This is a genomic window from Methylocystis iwaonis (assembly GCF_027925385.1).
GTDB classification, from domain to species: Bacteria; Pseudomonadota; Alphaproteobacteria; order Rhizobiales; family Beijerinckiaceae; genus Methylocystis; species Methylocystis iwaonis.
Map to the genome: position 1 here is coordinate 959187 of NZ_AP027142.1, position 17064 is coordinate 976250.

Annotated in this window: 14 protein-coding genes; 6 read left to right on the forward strand and 8 right to left on the reverse strand. The window is 62.9% G+C overall.

Annotation, left to right across the window (positions count from 1 at the left end):
- Positions 1 to 42: 42 nt before the first annotated feature.
- Positions 43 to 2121, forward strand: coding sequence for an elongation factor G (locus QMG84_RS04650; protein WP_281930783.1), 2079 nt, complete (start codon positions 43 to 45; stop codon positions 2119 to 2121).
- A gap of 3 nt (positions 2122 to 2124) precedes the next feature.
- Here QMG84_RS04650 and QMG84_RS04655 read toward each other — a convergent pair whose 3' ends face one another.
- Both QMG84_RS04655 and QMG84_RS04660 read right to left on the reverse strand, forming a co-directional pair.
- Entirely contained in the window at positions 2125 to 3417 is a 1293-nt protein-coding gene (locus QMG84_RS04655; RefSeq protein ID WP_281930785.1) for an SCP2 sterol-binding domain-containing protein, read from the reverse strand.
- Between the two features lie 34 nt (positions 3418 to 3451).
- Positions 3452 to 3916 carry a MarR family winged helix-turn-helix transcriptional regulator gene (locus tag QMG84_RS04660; protein ID WP_281930787.1) on the reverse strand — a complete coding sequence of 155 codons (465 nt, stop codon included), beginning with the start codon at positions 3914 to 3916 and terminating at the stop codon, positions 3452 to 3454.
- Between the two features lie 128 nt (positions 3917 to 4044).
- Here QMG84_RS04660 and QMG84_RS04665 point away from each other — a divergent pair, with 128 nt between their 5' ends.
- Complete coding sequence (locus tag QMG84_RS04665) at positions 4045 to 4239, forward strand: hypothetical protein (protein WP_281930789.1); 195 nt, start codon at positions 4045 to 4047, stop codon at positions 4237 to 4239.
- Between the two features lie 177 nt (positions 4240 to 4416).
- Here QMG84_RS04665 and QMG84_RS04670 read toward each other — a convergent pair whose 3' ends face one another.
- The gene (locus tag QMG84_RS04670) at positions 4417 to 5691 is read right to left on the reverse strand and encodes a T6SS phospholipase effector Tle1-like catalytic domain-containing protein (RefSeq protein WP_281930790.1); all 1275 of its coding nucleotides are present in this window, start codon (positions 5689 to 5691) and stop codon (positions 4417 to 4419) included.
- Between the two features lie 144 nt (positions 5692 to 5835).
- Between QMG84_RS04670 and QMG84_RS04675 the strand changes: the two genes are divergently transcribed.
- Entirely contained in the window at positions 5836 to 6843 is a 1008-nt protein-coding gene (locus QMG84_RS04675; protein ID WP_281930792.1) for a sulfate ABC transporter substrate-binding protein, read from the forward strand.
- 182 nt (positions 6844 to 7025) lie between these two features.
- Here the strand turns inward: QMG84_RS04675 and QMG84_RS04680 are convergent, their stop codons facing one another.
- From QMG84_RS04680 to QMG84_RS04690, 3 genes are all read right to left on the reverse strand, one after another.
- Positions 7026 to 8033 carry a lysylphosphatidylglycerol synthase transmembrane domain-containing protein gene (locus QMG84_RS04680; protein WP_281930793.1) on the reverse strand — a complete coding sequence of 336 codons (1008 nt, stop codon included), beginning with the start codon at positions 8031 to 8033 and terminating at the stop codon, positions 7026 to 7028.
- A 112-nt stretch (positions 8034 to 8145) separates the two neighbouring features.
- Positions 8146 to 8871: an acetoacetyl-CoA reductase gene (gene phbB, locus QMG84_RS04685; protein WP_281930794.1), complete on the reverse strand. Its 726-nt coding sequence runs from the start codon at positions 8869 to 8871 to the stop codon at positions 8146 to 8148.
- Between the two features lie 114 nt (positions 8872 to 8985).
- Complete coding sequence (locus tag QMG84_RS04690) at positions 8986 to 10161, reverse strand: acetyl-CoA C-acetyltransferase (RefSeq protein ID WP_202072887.1); 1176 nt, start codon at positions 10159 to 10161, stop codon at positions 8986 to 8988.
- 244 nt (positions 10162 to 10405) lie between these two features.
- On the opposite strand from QMG84_RS04690, the gene phaR reads away from it, so the two are divergent.
- Both phaR and QMG84_RS04700 read left to right on the forward strand, forming a co-directional pair.
- Complete coding sequence (phaR, locus tag QMG84_RS04695; protein WP_281930797.1) at positions 10406 to 11032, forward strand: polyhydroxyalkanoate synthesis repressor PhaR; 627 nt, start codon at positions 10406 to 10408, stop codon at positions 11030 to 11032.
- 257 nt (positions 11033 to 11289) lie between these two features.
- The gene (locus tag QMG84_RS04700; RefSeq protein WP_281930798.1) at positions 11290 to 12174 is read left to right on the forward strand and encodes a GGDEF domain-containing protein; all 885 of its coding nucleotides are present in this window, start codon (positions 11290 to 11292) and stop codon (positions 12172 to 12174) included.
- A 236-nt stretch (positions 12175 to 12410) separates the two neighbouring features.
- Here the strand turns inward: QMG84_RS04700 and ychF are convergent, their stop codons facing one another.
- Positions 12411 to 13508, reverse strand: a complete 1098-nt coding sequence (gene ychF, locus QMG84_RS04705) for a redox-regulated ATPase YchF (RefSeq protein WP_202072884.1) — start codon at positions 13506 to 13508, stop codon at positions 12411 to 12413.
- A 121-nt stretch (positions 13509 to 13629) separates the two neighbouring features.
- Positions 13630 to 15375, reverse strand: a complete 1746-nt coding sequence (locus QMG84_RS04710; protein ID WP_281930801.1) for a di-heme-cytochrome C peroxidase — start codon at positions 15373 to 15375, stop codon at positions 13630 to 13632.
- A 227-nt stretch (positions 15376 to 15602) separates the two neighbouring features.
- On the opposite strand from QMG84_RS04710, the gene QMG84_RS04715 reads away from it, so the two are divergent.
- Positions 15603 to 16955, forward strand: coding sequence for a L,D-transpeptidase family protein (locus tag QMG84_RS04715; protein WP_281930803.1), 1353 nt, complete (start codon positions 15603 to 15605; stop codon positions 16953 to 16955).
- Positions 16956 to 17064 lie beyond the last annotated feature (109 nt).

The window sequence follows — 17064 nt, forward strand, 5'->3', positions numbered from 1 at the left end:
GGGGCCAAGTCCAAAAGGCTCCGATGCAAAAGGGAGGATAGAATGGGCGAGACCTTCTCCCACGAAGCGAGAGCGCGGGGCTCCCGGCTGATTGCGCTGGCCGGCCCCTTCCAATGTGGCAAGACCACGCTGCTCGAAGCCATTCTCGCGTCCAACAAGACAATCGCAAAACAAGGCTCGGTTGCAGACGGTTCGAGCGTCGGCGACGCCAGCCCCGAAGCGCGCGAGCACAAGATGAGCGTCGAGGCCAATATCGCGGCCGTCGATTACATGGGCGACCGCTACACTTTCGTCGATCTGCCGGGCTCCGTCGAATTCGCGCATGAGGCGCGCAACATTCTTCCCGCCGTCGACGCCGCGATCGTCGTCTGCGAGGCGGATGAGCGCAAGGTCGCGGCGTTGCAACTGACGCTGCGTCAGCTCGAGGAATTGGGGGTTCCGCATCTGCTGTTTCTCAACAAGATCGATGCGGCGACGATCGACGTGCGCGACGCATTGACTATTTTGCAGCCGGCGTCGCGCGCGCCCTTGCTGTTGCGGCAGATCCCGATCTGGAGCAATGGCGTCGCCGTCGGCTTCATTGATCTCGCTCTGGAGCGCGCTTACGTCTATCGCGAACATGCGCCTTCCGAAGTCGTCGAAATTCCGCAAGGCGAGGCGGCGCTCGAAAAAGAAGCCCGCTATTCCATGCTGGAGCGCCTCGCCGATTACGACGACGCGCTGATGGAGGAATTGATTTCCGACATCGAGCCGCCGCGCGATCAGGTCTTCGACGATCTCACGAAAGAATTGCGCGGGGGGCTCGTCGTTCCGGTTTTCATCGGTTCGGCGGAGCGCGGGGCGGGCGTCACGCGGCTGCTGAAAGCGTTGCGCCACGAGGCGCCGGGCGTCGCAGAGACGCGGGCGCGGCTCGGCGTCGCGGAGAATGGCCCGCCGATGGCGCGCGTCCTTCGCACCACGCATACGTCGCATGGCGGCAAGCTCTCGATTGCGCGCGTGTTGCGCGGCGATGTTGCGGACGGGCAGACGCTTCGCTCTCCGCAAGGCGAGGATCGCGTCTCCGGCATGTCGCGCTTCGCGGGCGCCGCTCTCACCAAGGTGACTGACGCGAAAGAGGGCGACGTCGTTGCGCTCGGCCGGCTCGAACATGCGCAGACCGGCGACACGGTGATCGCTGACGGAAAGGCGGACATCGCCGGTCTCGCAACGCGCGCGCGCGCGCCAGACCCCGTGCATGCGCTGGCGCTCGTGGTGAAGGATCGCAAGGACGAAATGCGCCTCGCGGCGGCGATGGCCAAACTCGTCGAGGAAGACCCTTCGCTCATCTTCGTGCACGATCAGGAGATGTCGCAGATCAAGCTCTATGGCCAGGGCGAGATGCATCTGCGCGTCGCGCTCGAGCGGCTGCAATCGCGATTCGGCGTCACCGTCGAGGTATCGCGGCCGATCGTCGCCTATCGCGAGACGATCCGCCACAAGGTGACGGTGCGCGGGCGTCACAAAAAGCAATCGGGCGGTCACGGCCAATTCGGAGACGTCGTGCTGGAAGTCGCGCCGCGCGAGCGTGGAGAGGGCTTCGCCTTCGCCGAGCGCGTGCACGGCGGCGCGGTGCCCAGGCAATATTTCTCTTCCGTCGAAGCGGGCTGCCAGGATGCGATGATCCATGGGCCGCTTGGCTTTCCGGTGGTCGATGTCGAAGCGGTGCTGACGGATGGCTCGTACCATACGGTCGACTCGTCCGACATGGCCTTCCGCACGGCGGCGCGCATCGGCATGAGCGAGGCGCTGGGCAAGGCCGAGCCGATTCTGCTCGAGCCCGTGCTGGCCGTCGATATCTTCGTGCCGAGCGAGGCCATGTCGCGCGCGACCGGGCTCGTTTCGGCGCGGCGCGGGCAGATCATCGGCTTCGGCCCGCGCGAGGGTTGGACCGGCTGGGACAGACTGGAGGCGCTCATCCCCGAGGCGGAGATGGACAATCTCATCGTCGAGCTGCGCTCGGCGACGGCCGGCGCCGGTTTCTTCCAGTCGCGCTTCGACCATCTCGCGGAAGTCGTCGGCAAGCAGGCGCGCGAGATTGTCGCCGCGCATTCGAGCCAGCCGGCGCGGATGGCGGTGGGGTAACGCTCAGCCGGGAAAACACTTGCCGAAGGCCATGAGCAATCTTGGGTCGCCGCGTAGTTTAATGCGGCGACTCAGGAGCGCCCATGGCAGGCTCGTTTCCTTGCGCAGGAAGCGTATCCAGGTCTCGCTGTCGGCGGTGACGGCGAGGTCCGGTTGCCCGATCAGGCCGTTTTCTACGCGCAGTTTTTTGTCGGCGATGGTGATGGTCGCCTGTCGGCGACGCGCGCCGGTGAAGATGAAGTGATAGACCGCCTCTAACCCTTCGGCTTTGTTGCGCTGAAAGAGGTTGCGCATGCCGCCGAGGAAGCCGTCGACATTCGTCGGTCGCAGCACGGCGCCGACATGTTTGACCCGCTTATGCGGAAAGCGGCGCGCGACATAATCCTCCGCGTCGGACCCGCGCCTCACATAAATGGTCTCGACCTTCTCCTTCAGCGGATCGAGGAAGGCGTGCAGGAACTTCTTTTTGTCGGCGTGATAGGCGCCGATGACGTCTTCGCCCGCCGGGCAGACGGCGAGGCAATAAGCCGCCTTATAGTTCGGCCCATAGGCGAGGCTCTGCCACATCGAGATGGTTTCGGAGTCGTTGAATTTTTGCTGATAAGCGCGCGCGCTCTTCGCGTCGGCGATCGTCTCGACGAAATCTAAGAAGCCGCCCATGAACTCGCGATAATTATGCGTGTAGCAGGCGGAAAAATCGAAATGGCCGTCGGGCGCGATCGCGCCGGTGGGGCAGGCGGCGACGCAGAGCTTGCATTCGAGACAGGGATTGAAGTCGATCGGCGCGCAATCATGAGCGACGTCCAGGTCGGTCACGACCGTGCCGAGCAGGATGAAATTGCCGAACCTGGGGTGAATGACGTTGCGGTGAATCCCCATGCGTCCGAGACCTGCTGCGACGGCGACGGGCTTATGCGCGATAACCCACATCTTCCCGGGCCATCTCTCCGCCTCCATCGGAAAGGCAAGCGGCGGATAAGCGGCGCGGCGCCCGAGTGTTTCGAGCGTTTCGACGATGGCGTGCGCGATCCCGTCGCATTCGCGGCCGGTGTGGTGAAATTCGGTGTTGGCCAGCGAGCGCGCGGGGCTGCGAATATTCTCGCGATTCATTTTCACGACAAAAGGCATGAGCGTGCGCGCGAAAGGGAATGCGGCGAGGATGTCGGCGCGTTGATCGTCGAGGGCGGCGTCGTCGATCGCCACAAAGCCGACGTCGTCGGCCCCGGCGGCGAGCGCGATCTGCCGTAGTCCTTGGGCGTCGAGCGTCGGTGAAACGGCGTTCGCAAGCACATTCATGGCATATACCCCTTTTTGGCTAAAAAGACGCGCGTCAGTCCCTCTCTCCGATCTCGGCGCTCGCTTTCATCAGCTCGCGCAGCTCGGAGAGCAGTTTTTGCAGCCGTTCGGCGCCGAATTGTTTTTCGACGGCGTCCTGCGCCTCGCGCCAATGCGGCATGGCGTTGGCGAGCGTCGACTCGCCGAAGGGCGTCAGCGCCACTTTGCGCGTGCGCCGGTCTTCGCCGGGCCTCACCTTCACGAGCCCGCGCTTTTGCATAACAGCGAGGTTTCGGGCGAGCGCGCTGCGGTCCATCACGAAGAATTCCGCCAGTTTGCTCACTGTGACGCCGCCGGTCAGCGAGCAGGCGACGAGCAAGGAATATTGCGTCGGCTCCAACCCCGTCTCGGCCATGAATTGACCGTAGAGCCGCGTCACGGCGCGGCTGGTGCGGCGGACATTGGCGGCGGCGCAGCTTTGCGCACAGGCTTTGACGTCGGCGGGGTCGGGCGCGGTCATAAAAGATGTATATGCCCCTATGTGTCCTTCGTCAATGTGCGCGCCGACACAGCGCCCTATGTGCGCCTCTGAGACGATCGCAGGGTCGCGTGGCCGGCCGGCCCGCAAACAGCTATCGGAGCGTCGACATGCGCTTTTTCGTGGTCCTGACGGCGGCGATCTTCGCGAGCGCTTTGGGCTTCTTCACGAATTCCGAGAATTCGCCGGGAAAGCAAGAAGCGCAAACGGAGGAGGCGGGCGTGCGCTGCGCCAAGAAGATTGCGGTCGGTCCCCGCGGGACCGAGACCGCTTGTCTGATGCAAAAACGCAAGGCGCGCGCGTAAGGCCGTCTTCTGCGAAGACGGAGACGACGTTCCAGCATGAAAAGGGCAGGGGTCGGCTCACTGTCATTCCCGGCGCGCGAAGCGCGACCGGGAATCCAGAGCAATAGTAGCTAGTGTTGCTCTGGATTCCCGATCGCTCGCTTCGCGAGCGTCGGGAATGACAGTGAACCAATCTTATTAAGCTTCTGCGTCTTCGGCGGCCGGCCCGCTGGCGGGCGCCGTGTCGCGCGCCAGATTGAGCGGCCGGTAGGTTTCGTCTTTCGCCAGCTTTTCCCGCACGGAATCGGAGAGATCGATTTCGAAATCGTTTTTGATCGGAAACGCCGTGACCTCCGCCGCAAGCGCCGGAGAATGGTCGATCTGGCGAATGAAGTCGCCGTTCGGCTGCACGCGATCGATCTGCGGCGCGTCGTCCTTGCGGATGATCTTCAGCAGCGCTCTCGGCCAGTAGACATAGAGCTTCGTCGTCCACTCGTACCAGACCGTTTGGGAATTATGCAGCGGGGCTTGCGGATTCGGGTGGAAGGCGCGTGACGGCACGTCGCCATAATCGCGCACGCACAAGCCGTGCGCCTTGGCCTTGTCGACCATCCACTTCAGACCGCAGTCGGAGAGGCTCGAATCCTCATAGCCCCCGCCGACGTCGGAATGCACGCCGGGGAACCAGACCTCCTCATAGTTGAAGGTCGATTTGTCGCCCTTGGCGCGCAGATTGTCGGCTTCCTCTTTGCGTGTGGGCGTCAGCTCCATGCGCGTTGGACGGAAGGGCCAACGCTTCTCGTCGATGGAGGCCGCGTGATAGGCGTTGAGAATGATCGGGCTGATCTTGGTGTCGTGAAATTGCGTGGGGAAGAATTTGTTCAGCAGCCAACCCAGCACGACGCCGAATGGCGCGCCGAGCGCGCCCACCGTGTCCCAGACGCCGAGGAATGTGATCGTCTCCCCACCACTCGTATAGGCGTTTTTGAAATCCTGCGAGGCTTGGCTGCTCGGATGCCATTGCGGGTCGGCGCTTCGGTAATGATCGAAGGCGTCGTCGACCAGATGCAGATACTCGCGCTGCAAAATGCCGACGTTGTAAATCATCCCCGCGAGACTGCGCACCGTGTAGGCGCCGCGGCTGAAGCCGAAGAGAAAGATTTCGTCGCCGGGCGCATAATTGCTGACGAGAAAACGATAGGCGTCCTTGATATTGTCGGAGATGCCGTAACCAAAGCCGCCGCCCTTGATGCGCTCGTCCCAGCGCGTGCCGACGCCACGGACATAATAAGCGACCTGCGGGCAGCCGTTTCCGTCGTCGATGCGCGTCAATTCGAAGAGACGCAACACATTGGTCGGGCAGGGCTGGCCGTTCCGGCTTTTCTGATCTTCCTTGTTCCAGGTGCCGTCGCAGAAAACGACGAGCCGCTTGAAACGCTGGCTTGCCGGGGCCTTCGCCATAGTGTCGCTCATTGAAACCACCTCGACCAAAAACGACGCCGCAATGGGGTTTTATCCGCCAGTTTGAAATAGGACGCAACGCGCTGTCCCCGAGAGCGCTTGACTATCAGATTACATAGTCTATTGAATTAATGGATTACTCTCCTGGAGTCAGGCATGCGCCATCTTCCGTTCTCGAAACTTGCTTGCGTCGTTCTCGCCGGTCTATTCGCGGTCCCGGCTCTTGCGGGGCAGACCCTGCTCAATGTGTCCTACGACCCCACCCGCGAGCTGTATAAGGCGGTCAACAAATCCTTTGCCGAGGACTGGAAGAAAAAAACCGGGGAGGAGATTTCTCTCCAGAGTTCGCACGGCGGCTCCGGCGCACAGGCGCGTTCGGTGATAGACGGGCTCCCGGCCGATGTCGTGACTTTGGCGCTCGCCAATGACATCGATGCCATCGCGTCGAAAACGAAAAAGATTCCGGCCGATTGGCAGAAGCGGCTGCCGAATAATTCCGCCCCCTATACGTCGACCATCGTTCTGCTGGTGCGAAAGGGCAACCCGAAGGGGATCAAGGATTGGGACGGGCTCGCCAAGCCAGGCGTCGTCGTCGTCGCGCCCAATCCCAAGACCGGCGGCGGCGCACGTTGGAATTTCCTTGCGGCCTGGGCCTATGGGCTGAAGGCCTTCAAGGGCGACGAGGCGAAGACGCAGGAATTCGTAAAGGCGATCTACGCCAATGCGCCCGTGCTTGACACCGGCGCGCGCGGCTCGACGGTCACCTTCGCCCAGCGCGGCATCGGCGATGTGCTGATCGCCTGGGAGAATGAAGCTTTTCTTGCCTTGCAGGAATTCGGTGCGGATAAATTCGAGATCGTCACGCCTTCGATCTCCATTCTCGCCGAGCCCGCCGTCTCGCTCGTCGACGGCAATGTCGACGCCAAGGGAACGCGCAAGCCGGCGGAAGCCTTCCTGGCCTTTCTCTTCGAGCCGGCGACACAGGCGACCATTGCGAAATACGGTTATCGCCCGGCCTATCCGCAGCATGCCGCCAAAGAGGACTTAAGGCGTTTCGCCAAGATCGACCTCGTCACCATCGACAAGCAGTTCGGCGGCTGGCCGGCGGCGCAGAAGAAGTTCTTCGCGGACGGCGGGGTGTTCGACGAGATTCAGAAACGGTGAGGGCGGGGCCCATTGGTGATATGTGGTTTCCGTTTGAATAGCTTGCAATTGGGGCGTTGTCATTCCCGGCGGGCTGAAGGCCCGACCGGGGATCCAGAGCCACAAGAGCGCTGTTTGTTACTCTGGATTCCCGATCGCTCGCTTTGCGAGCGTCGGGACTGACACTGAACCAAGGCGGCCTCTCATTTTGTCGGCTGGCCTCTGCCAAACAAGCGTGGAAATCCCGCGACCAGAAAGGCAAAGGCGATCGCCGTATGCGGCGCGGTGATCGAGAAGTGATAGGCCAGCGCCGCCGAGATCGCTTTTTCCGCCGACACCCCATGCGCCGTTGTCAGATAGGCGACGATGCCCGCCTCGAACACGCCGAGCCCCGCGGGGCTGGCGGGAACGGCGATCGCCAGAGCGCCGATCGCCAGCAGCGTCATGGCGGAGAGCAAGCCAAAGTCGATCTCGGGAAAGATCGTTCTGAAGAGGACCAGGACCAGGCAGACATTCATAGTCCAGATCAGCGCGGTGCAAAGCGCAGCTCGTGGGACGCTTTGATGTGCGAGCAGCGTTTCCACCTGTCGCACGAAAGACTCCATCCGCGCGCTTTTCAGTATTTTCCATTCGGACGGTCGCAAGCCCGTCTTTGGTCGAACCCGCACGAGCAGCAAAATGCTCGGGGTAAGGATCAGGGCAAGTGCAAGAGGCGTCGACGGCGGGATGTCGACGAACGGCGAATGCGTGCTGGCGACAGTTACGGCAAGAGCGGCGACCGCCAAGAGATCATAAAGCTTTTCGATCACGACCGCGGCGCCGAGGCTCCCGAGCGGAAAGCCAAAATATGTCCCGCCTACATAGATCTTGGCGGCTTCCCCGAGGCGGAACGGGATCAGGCTGTTGAGTGTGAAGCCGACATTCGCGATGAGAAAGCAGGGAAGCGGTTTTGTCTGCAATATCGCCGCGAGGCGCAATCCATAAAGCGCCAGAACCGCCGCGTTCATGGCCATTGCAACGAGAATCGCCTGCGCCGGCGTTTGCCGCAACTGGTCCAGCACATTCCGGTAACTCACCTTATCGCTGAGCCAATAAGCGATGAAAATGAAAAAGCATGCGTTGAGCGCCAGCGCGATGCGCCGGCCGTGTCCGGCGAGGAGCCGCGTCGATAAAGCAAGCATATTGCTTGACGGCGATAGCGCCGGGGGCATGCTGGCCGCCTCTTGAAAGATGCGCCTGAGGGCTTTCGAGTGGCTCAGATGGACATCAAAAAAATGGCCGGCGCAAGGGCCGGCCATATCGTTCTTTCGGTGACGGCTCGGCTTACGCCATATACTGGCCGCCGTTGATCGTCAGCGTCGAGCCGGTGATGAAGCCGGCGTCATCTCCCGCCAGGAAGACAACCGCGCGGGCGATCTCCTCCGGCTCGCCGAGGCGGCCGACGGCGATATAGGGGATGATGTGCTTGTCGAGCACGTCCTGCGGCACGGCCTTCACCATGTCGGTGCCGATATAGCCCGGCGCAATGGCGTTGACGGTGATGCCCTTGGAGGCGCTCTCCTGCGCCAGCGCCTTTACGAAGCCGATGTCGCCGGCTTTGGAGGCCGAATAGTTGGTCTGGCCGGCCTGGCCCTTCTGGCCGTTGATCGACGAGATGACGATGATGCGGCCGAAACCGCGGTCGCGCATGCCGTTGATGACCGGGCGCGTCACGTTGAAGAGCGAGTTCAGGTTGGTGTTGATCACCGCCTGCCACTGCGCCAGCTCCATCTTGTGGAACAGGCGGTCCTTGGTGATGCCGGCGTTGTTGACGAGGATCTCGACCGGGCCGAGGTCCTTCTCGATGGCGGCGACGCCCGCGGCGCAGGCGTCGTAATCGGACACGTCGAACTTGTAGACCGGAATGCCCGTCTCGGCCTTGAACTTGTTGGCGGCCTCGTCATTGCCGGCGTAGGTGGCGGCGACATTGTAGCCGGCGGCCTTCAGCGCCTTGGAAATCGCCTCGCCGATGCCGCGCGTGCCACCCGTGACAACTGCAACTCTCGCCATTTTGGATGTCTCCCTTGGTTTCGTCTGAAAAAAGCCGGCGCCGGACCGCGAGCCTTCAGGCTCGCTCGTCGACGGCGCCGGAATAATGCCCGCCCGAAGGCGCGCGGTCTGTTCTTAGCGCTCCACGGTCAGGGCGATGCCCATGCCGCCGCCGATGCACAGCGTCGCGAGACCCTTCTTGGCGTTGCGGCGGCCCATCTCGTGCAGCAGGGTGATGAGAATGCGCGCGCCGGAAGCGCCAATCGGGTGGCCGATGGCGATGGCGCCGCCATTGACGTTCACGATGTCCGTGTTCCAGCCCATGTCCTTGTTGACGGCGAGGGCCTGAGCGGCGAAGGCCTCATTGGCCTCGACGAGATCGAGGTCGGAGATCTTCCAGCCGGCCTTCTCCAGCGCCTTGCGCGAGGCCGGGATCGGGCCCGAGCCCATCACCGACGGATCGACGCCGGCCGTCGCCCAGGAGGCGATGCGGGCGAGCGGGGTGAGGCCGCGCTTGGCCGCCTCGGCCGCGCTCATCACGACGAGCGCCGCGCCGCCGTCATTGATGCCGGAGGCGTTGGCCGCCGTCACCGTGCCGTCCTTGATGAAGGCCGGACGCAGCTTGGAGACGCCTTCGAGCGTCACGCCGTGCTTGACATATTCGTCGGCGTCGACCGTCACGTCGCCCTTGCGGGTCGAGATGGTGAAGGGGACGATCTCGTCCTTGAACTTGCCGGCCTTCTGGGCGGCTTCGGCCTTGTTCTGCGAGGCGACGGCGAAAGCGTCCTGCTCCTCGCGGCTGATCTGCCAGTTCTTGGCGACGTTCTCGGCCGTGATGCCCATGTGGTAGTTGTTGAAGGCGTCGGTGAGGCCGTCCATGATCATCGTGTCGATGAACTTCATGTCGCCCATCTTGGTGCCGGCGCGCAGATGCGCGGCATGGGTCGAGAGCGACATGGACTCCTGGCCGCCGGCGACGACGATCTGGGCGTCGCCCGCCTTGATCTGCTGGGCGGCGAGCGCAACGGCGCGCAGGCCCGAGCCGCAGACCTGATTGACCGTGAAAGCGGTCTTGTCGTCCGGAACGCCGGCCTTGATCGCCGTCTGGCGGGCGGGATTCTGGCCCTGGGCGGCCGTCAGCACCTGGCCGAGGATGACCTCGTCGACCACGCCGGCTTCGAGCTTGGCGCGCTCGAGGGCGGCTTTGACAGCAGCGGCGCCGAGCTCGTGGGCCGGAACCGTCGCAAAGGCTCCGTTGAACGATCCAACGGCGGTGCGCGCCGCGGAAACGATCACGATATCGGTCGTCATTTCTGTCTCCCTCTAAAAGATAGGTCGGGCTCTCGAGCCCTGAGCGCCCAGCCGGGGCGGACGTTGTTGAGCATTTCGCGCTTGCGTTCGTCAAGCCGCGGCCCGTTTTGCACGGAATTAGCCGCGAGCGAAAGCTGTCCATGAGGAAAATATTGCCGCAGGCGCCAAAATGCGCTTATCGTCAAGGCGCTGGGCTTGACCGTTTTTCAGGCAGCCCGCCGGCGAGGGGAGCGGTGTCAGGCGTATGGCGAACGAGAAGAAACCTACCGTAATCAAGAAATACGCCAACCGTCGGCTCTATGATACGGGGACGAGCACTTACGTCACGCTGGAGGATCTCGCCGCCATGGTCAAGCGCGGCGAGGATTTCGTCGTTTGCGACGCCAAGAGCGGCGAGGACATCACCCGGCCGGTTCTGACCCAGATCATCTTCGAGCAGGAGGGCAAGGACGGCCAGAGCCTGCTCCCGATCGCCTTTTTGCGCCAGCTCATCCGCTTCTACGGCGACAGCATGCAGATGCTGGTGCCGAGCTATCTCGAGTTCTCGATCGACAAGCTCACGAAAGAACAACAGAAATTCCGCGACCAGTTCTCCTCCGCGCTGCCGGCGGGCCCCTTCACCGAGCCCACCCGCCAGGCTTTCCAGGCGATGGAGGAGCAGGCGCGCAAGAACATGGCGGTGTTCCGGCAGGCGCTGACCATGTTCAACCCGTTCGGCCTTCCGGCCGAGACCGTTTCGAACGCCGCCGTGTCCTCGGTGGACGGGCACGAAGCGTCGGCCGTTCCAAGCAAGGAGGCGGGCGACGTCGCCGAGCTGAAACGGCAGCTCGATGAGCTCAATAAGCGGATCGACAATCTTTCGAAGGACTGAGGCGCCGAGTCGAGACCGCAATCCGAGCGATTAGATACGAATTTTAAGGGACTTTGCCGTTCAATAGAGGCTCAGATTGCGCCGGTGGAGCGCGCTTTGGGCGTTTTGAGAGCATGGGCCACATTATCGATACGGTTGCCAACCTTACCGACCACCGGGACAGGAACGCGCTCGTAGATACATTGCTGTCGGTGTTTCACGGTTTGCTGGGCGCATCGCGGCTGACCTTGTGGAACATTGTCGACAGGAGGGGATCCATGTGGATTCGCCGGCGGGCGGATTTCGGCTCGCCGCGCGGCGACGAGACGCAAACGTCCGCGCCTCATCCGGGCAATATGCTCCTCCCTCTCGAGACGTTCGGCGGCCTGCGCGATTGTTTCTATTCGAAGGAGCCCTTGTGCCGCTCGGCGGGCCCGGCGAACGGCGTGCGTTACGTCTTTCCCGTCATGGATGGCCAGGAGGTGATCGACCTTCTTGAGGTCACGCGTTCGTCGCCGCTGAGCCATGAACAGGAGCGGATGGTGACGGGGATGCTGCGCATCTACCGCAACCATCTCGGCATATTGGACTATGGCGATTGCGACGAGCTGACGGGGCTGCGCAACAGGCGAACCTTTCACGACAGTTTCGCAAGGCTCAACTACGGGAGCTGCTCGGAAAAATGCGGCGAGCTGCGGACATGTTGCGGCCGCTGTCCTTATCTCGCCGTCATCGACATCGACCATTTCAAGCGCGTCAACGACAGCTTCGGCCATCCCTTCGGGGACGAGGTCCTGGTTCTCTTCGCGGGCGTGCTGCGCGAATGCTTCAGCGACCACGATCGTCTGTTCAGATTTGGCGGGGAGGAGTTCCTCGTTATTCTCGACCATGTGACGATCGATGAGGCCTACCACGCCCTCGAAAGTTTCCGGGCGCGGGTGGAAACCTTTCGTTTCCCGCAGGTCGGGCCGATCACCGCCAGCATCGGATACACGCAGGCGGTCGCCGGCGACACGGGCGCCAGCGCCTTCGGCCGCGCCGACGCCGCGCTCTATATCGCCAAGCAGAGCGGGCGTAACCAAATCCGATCGCATGAGATGCTGGTGGCCGACGGCCTGATACAGGGCAGGATCGCCGTCGGGCAGGACGTCGAGCTGTTCTGAGCCCTCGGACCGCGCGCCTTCAGGCGCGCATATTTGTCGATAATCCCCGAGGCGGCCTCGCCCTTCGAGACGCGAGCTTCGCTCGCTCCTCAGGATGAGGCCTAAGTGTTTGGTGCAGAAGCTCCTCATGCTGAGGAGCCTGCGCAGCAGGCGTCTCGACGCACGAGGAGCGTCATCGCCCATTTGTCAGAGCGCGCATTTGTCCAGCGAGCCTGAAGGCTCGCGGTCCAGGGTCGCTACGTATTGAACCGGAAGTGCATCACGTCGCCGTCGGCGACGACATAGTCCTTGCCTTCCAGCCGCAGCCGTCCGGCGTCGCGCGCGCCGGCCTCGCCCTTGTAGGCCACGTAATCATCACAGGCGATGGTTTCGGCGCGGATGAAGCCCTTTTCGAAATCGGTGTGGATCACGCCCGCGGCCTGCGGCGCGCGCGTGCCCTTTTCGATGGTCCAGGCGCGCGCTTCCTTCGGGCCGATCGTAAAATAGGTGATGAGCTGCAGAAGATCGTAGCCGGCGCGGATGACGCGATTGAGGCCTGGCTCGGTCAGGCCGACGGCTTCCAGAAAGTCCTTCTGCTCCTCGATCGGCATGACCGCGATCTCGCTTTCGATCTTGGCGGAGACCACGACCGAGGCGGCGCCTTCCTCTGCCGCGCGGGCGGCGACCTTGGCGGAGTTGCCGTTGCCTTCGGCCGCGGAGCCTTCCTCGACATTGCAGACATAAAGAACCGGCTTCGACGACAAAAGCCCGAGGCCGTTGAAGGCGATCCGCTCCTCCTGAGTGACTTTGGCCATGCGCGCCGGCTTGCCGTCCCGCAGCAGGACGAGGCAGCGGTTCATGAGGTCGAGAAGCTCCTTGGATTCCTTGTCGCCGCCCTTGGCCTTCTTCTCCAGCGGGACGACGCGCTTTTCCAGGCTCTCCAGATCGGCGAGCATCAGCTCGGTTTCGATCGTCTCGATGTCGCGGATCGGATCGACGCCGCCCTCGACATGGGTCACGTCCCCATCCTCGAAGCAGCGCACGACATGGGCGATGGCGTCGCACTCGCGAATATTGGCCAGGAACTGATTGCCGAGCCCTTCGCCTTTGGAGGCGCCGCGCACGAGGCCGGCGATATCGACGAAGGTCAGCCGCGTCGGGATGATCTGCTTGGAGCCGGCCACTTTGGCGAGATCTTCCAGGCGCGGGTCCGGCACCGCCACTTCGCCGACGTTCGGCTCGATGGTGCAGAAGGGGTAATTTGCGGCCTGCGCCGCCGCCGTTTGGGTCAGCGCGTTGAAAAGGGTCGACTTGCCGACGTTCGGCAGGCCGACGATGCCGCATTTGAAGCCCATAGTCGTCCCGTTCGATTGGTGAGGGTGATCGTTGGCGGGCGGTATGGGCGGCGGCGGCCGAAAAGGCAAGGGGCGCCGAAGCGCCCCCGCTATTTCTGTTTATTCCGGCGACCGCCCGCCGTCAGAGGCTCTTCAAATATTCGAGAAGCGCCTTCTTCTCGTCGGGCGCCAGTTTCGTCCCGAACTCATGGCCGCAACGGCTGTTGCCCGAGTCGCGCTTCGAGCAGTCGTCCGCCGTATAGGTCGAGCTCAGCCCAGGCTGATCCTTGGCAAGACCCACATTCTCGATATCGTAGTTCACGCCGACCTTGAAGGAAGCCGGGCGTTCCGCGGCCGGCTTCAGCAGATCGGCGAGCGTCGGCACCGAGCCATTGTGCAGGTAGGGCGCGACCGCCCAGATGCCCTTCATGACCCGCGCCTCATATTTGAACTGGGGCGCCTGTTGGGGTTTTGCATAAAGATTCTGCAGGGCTGTCTTGATCTGGCTGTTGATCAAAGTTTGCAACTGCTGCGGCGATCTCGAATCCCGCTGGATGCAGGCGTCGACGATCGGCTTGAAGACATCCAGGCCAAAATGCAGCGGCGCTTCGAGGATCGAGCCGATCACGGACACGCCGAGGATGGAGAAAATCTTGTCCTTGGGCTTCAGCGGCGTGTCGGCGCCGGGAACCAGCGGGATAAACGCCCCTTCCAGCACGCCCGTGTCGGCCTCGCGGCCAAGAATCTTATACTCGCGCGAATCCGTCTCGACATCCTGGAGCGGCGTCGCCCAGGTGTTGGGATTGCACAGACGCGGGTCTCCCGCCGTTTCCGCGTGACAGCCGCTCGCGCAATCCTTTTCGTAAATCGCCTTCCCTTGCTTGATGAGATCCCCATCGAGCTTCCAGGGCCATTTCGGCGGGTCGATTTTCTTGAGCAGGAATTCGAGTTGCTGCAAGCCGGCGAAATTGAGCGACGACTCGTTCAGATAATCGACGATATTGACGTCGGGCAAAATCTTCGACGGGCGATAGACGCCGAACACGCCGTAAACCTCGCCGACATTTCTTGCGAGGCCGAGAATGTCGTCGCCGTTCTTGGCGAAGCCAGGCCATTGGGTGATGTCCTGGATGGGCGCATTCCAAACGAAAGGATAGCGCACGGGCGCATCGGCGCGCGCGATATTCTCTTCGATGATCCGCAGCGGCGGGTGGCCGATATCCAGGCCCGCGACGCGGTTGAAGATCATCGACACGGCGTCGGCGCGGCCCACGCCCCAGCCGGGCGTCGGAAGCGCGCGCGCCATCAGCGTGTGATAGGGCTTGAACCAGGCCTCGACGTCGTCGTGTAGCTGCTTATGCGCATGCGGGCTCTGCGCGCCGACGGCTTTTGCGAATGCGTCGAAGGCGGCCGAATCGGTAAGGATTTTATCGACCGCCGTATCGAGATCGGCGAGGAAGGCCTGGAAGTCGGATAGCGCCGGCCCGCCGTCGATGCGCCAGGAGGCGCCCTGGACGTTGATTTGACGAACGTGGCAGCCGGAGCAGGTCATGCTCAGCGTCCGGACGCCGCCTTCCGACGCGGTCAGGAAACCGACTGGCAGGCCGGGCGTCGGACTTTCAGAATTGGGCAGATAGCCGTAGCGGGCCATGCTGTCGTCGAGAAACCCCGTGCCGTCGGCGCGCTTCAAGGCTTTGAACCAGTCGAACGGTATGATTCGCGCGCCCTGGTCCCGCGTATAAAAGTCGTTACGGCTCGCCTGGGTCCATTGGCTCCCCTGGTTCGCGTAAGTCACTTCCGCTGCGGATGGAGACACGCTCGTCAGAGTCAGGAGCGATGCGGCGCCGAGTGTGGCGATCGACGACATAAATCTATCATATTTTGACATGTTTCCTCCCTCAAATGAATCAGAATGAATATTTCGCGGGAGAAAAGCACAGAATATGTCTTTCATCAACTGGCGTTGCATTGGGCAACTCATGTTGCGCGACAAGATTGCGAGAAATTGAGTTGACCCTTGCCGCCTCGCGGTTGACAAACCGGGAAAATATTCAAGGCGCGCCCCGGCGGAGCAGGGGCCGTGAGAGAGATGGCTGACGGATGGCGACGAGCAGGATGACGAAAAGCGCACGGTTGATCGGCGCGGGCCTTATCGCGGGCGCATGGATCGGCGCGGCGCCGGTGTTGGGGCAAAGCGCGCCGCCGGTGGTCGCGCCCGCTCCCGCCCCTGCGCCGGCTCCCGCCGCCGCGCCGCCCGTTGCTCCCGCGCCGGCGACTCCGGCCGCGCCTGCCGAACAGACTGCGCCGGCTCCCGCCACTGAAGCCAGCGCGCCGGCGCCAAAGCCGAAACCCAAGCCCCGTCCGCCTGCGCCGCCGCGCGAGATGGCGCTTTCCGACGATCCCACGCCGGTGCTTCAACCGGAGACATTCTTCACCACTTCCAAAGCCTCGGAACGATACGCCCAGATCGTCGATCTCGGCGGCTGGCCGACAGTGGGCGTCAGCTTGCGCGCCGGCGCGAAGGGCCCGGCGGTCGCCACTCTGCGCCGGCGTCTCGCGGCGGAGGACGATACGCTTTCCGACACGCGCAAGCAGGTCTGGGACAATGATCTCACGGCGGCGGTGAAGCGCTTTCAGTTTCGCATGGGTCTGAAGCAGACCGGCGTCGTCGCCGGCGCAACTTTGCGCGCGCTCGACGTGCCCGCGACCGTGCGCTTCCGCCAGCTCGCCTCCAGCGCGCAGCGGCTCGCCGGCGTCGATTTCCCCTTCGGACCGCGCTACATCATCGTCAATATTCCCTCGACGGCGGTCGACGCGGTGGAGAACGACCGGGTGGTGCGCCGCTATGCCGCCATCGTCGGCGACCCCGAGCACCACTCGCCGGAAGTGCAGGCGAAGGTCGTCGCGGTCAACATCAACCCGACATGGACCGTGCCGGTCTCGATCATCAAGAACGAGATCGCGCCGCATATGCTGAAGGACCCCAGCTATCTCACCCGGCAGCGCATTCGCGTGCTCAACAACAAGGGCGACGAGGTCGATCCGCGCTCGATCAATTGGGCGAGCGAACGCGCGGTGAATTACACGCTGCGGCAGGATTCCGGCGTGGGCAATTCGCTGGGCTCGATCCGCATTTCAATGCCCAACCAGCATTCGGTCTATATGCACGACACGCCGTCGCGTAATCTCTTCGCCAACGACTATCGCTTCCTGTCGCACGGCTGCGTGCGCGTGCAGGGCGTCGTCGATCTCGCGACCTGGATTCTCGACGGCGCCAATGGTCCGCAGATGAGCAAGGAAGACATCACCGCAAAGATTGCGAGCGGCGAGCGCGAGGAAGTGAAGCTCGCCCGCGCGGTGCCGGTGGTGTGGGTCTATATGACCGGCTGGGCGTCCGCGGACGGCACGGTGCATTTCCGCGACGATGTGTATCATCTCGATGAGGTGGGCGGCGACGCGCGGCTGTAGGCGCTGATCTACCCTCCAATAAAGGCCCGAACCTGCCCCCTCTCCCGCGAAGCGGGGGAGGGTTGGGGAGGGGGCTCTTATAGAATTTCTGTTTGATAGCGCGCATCGG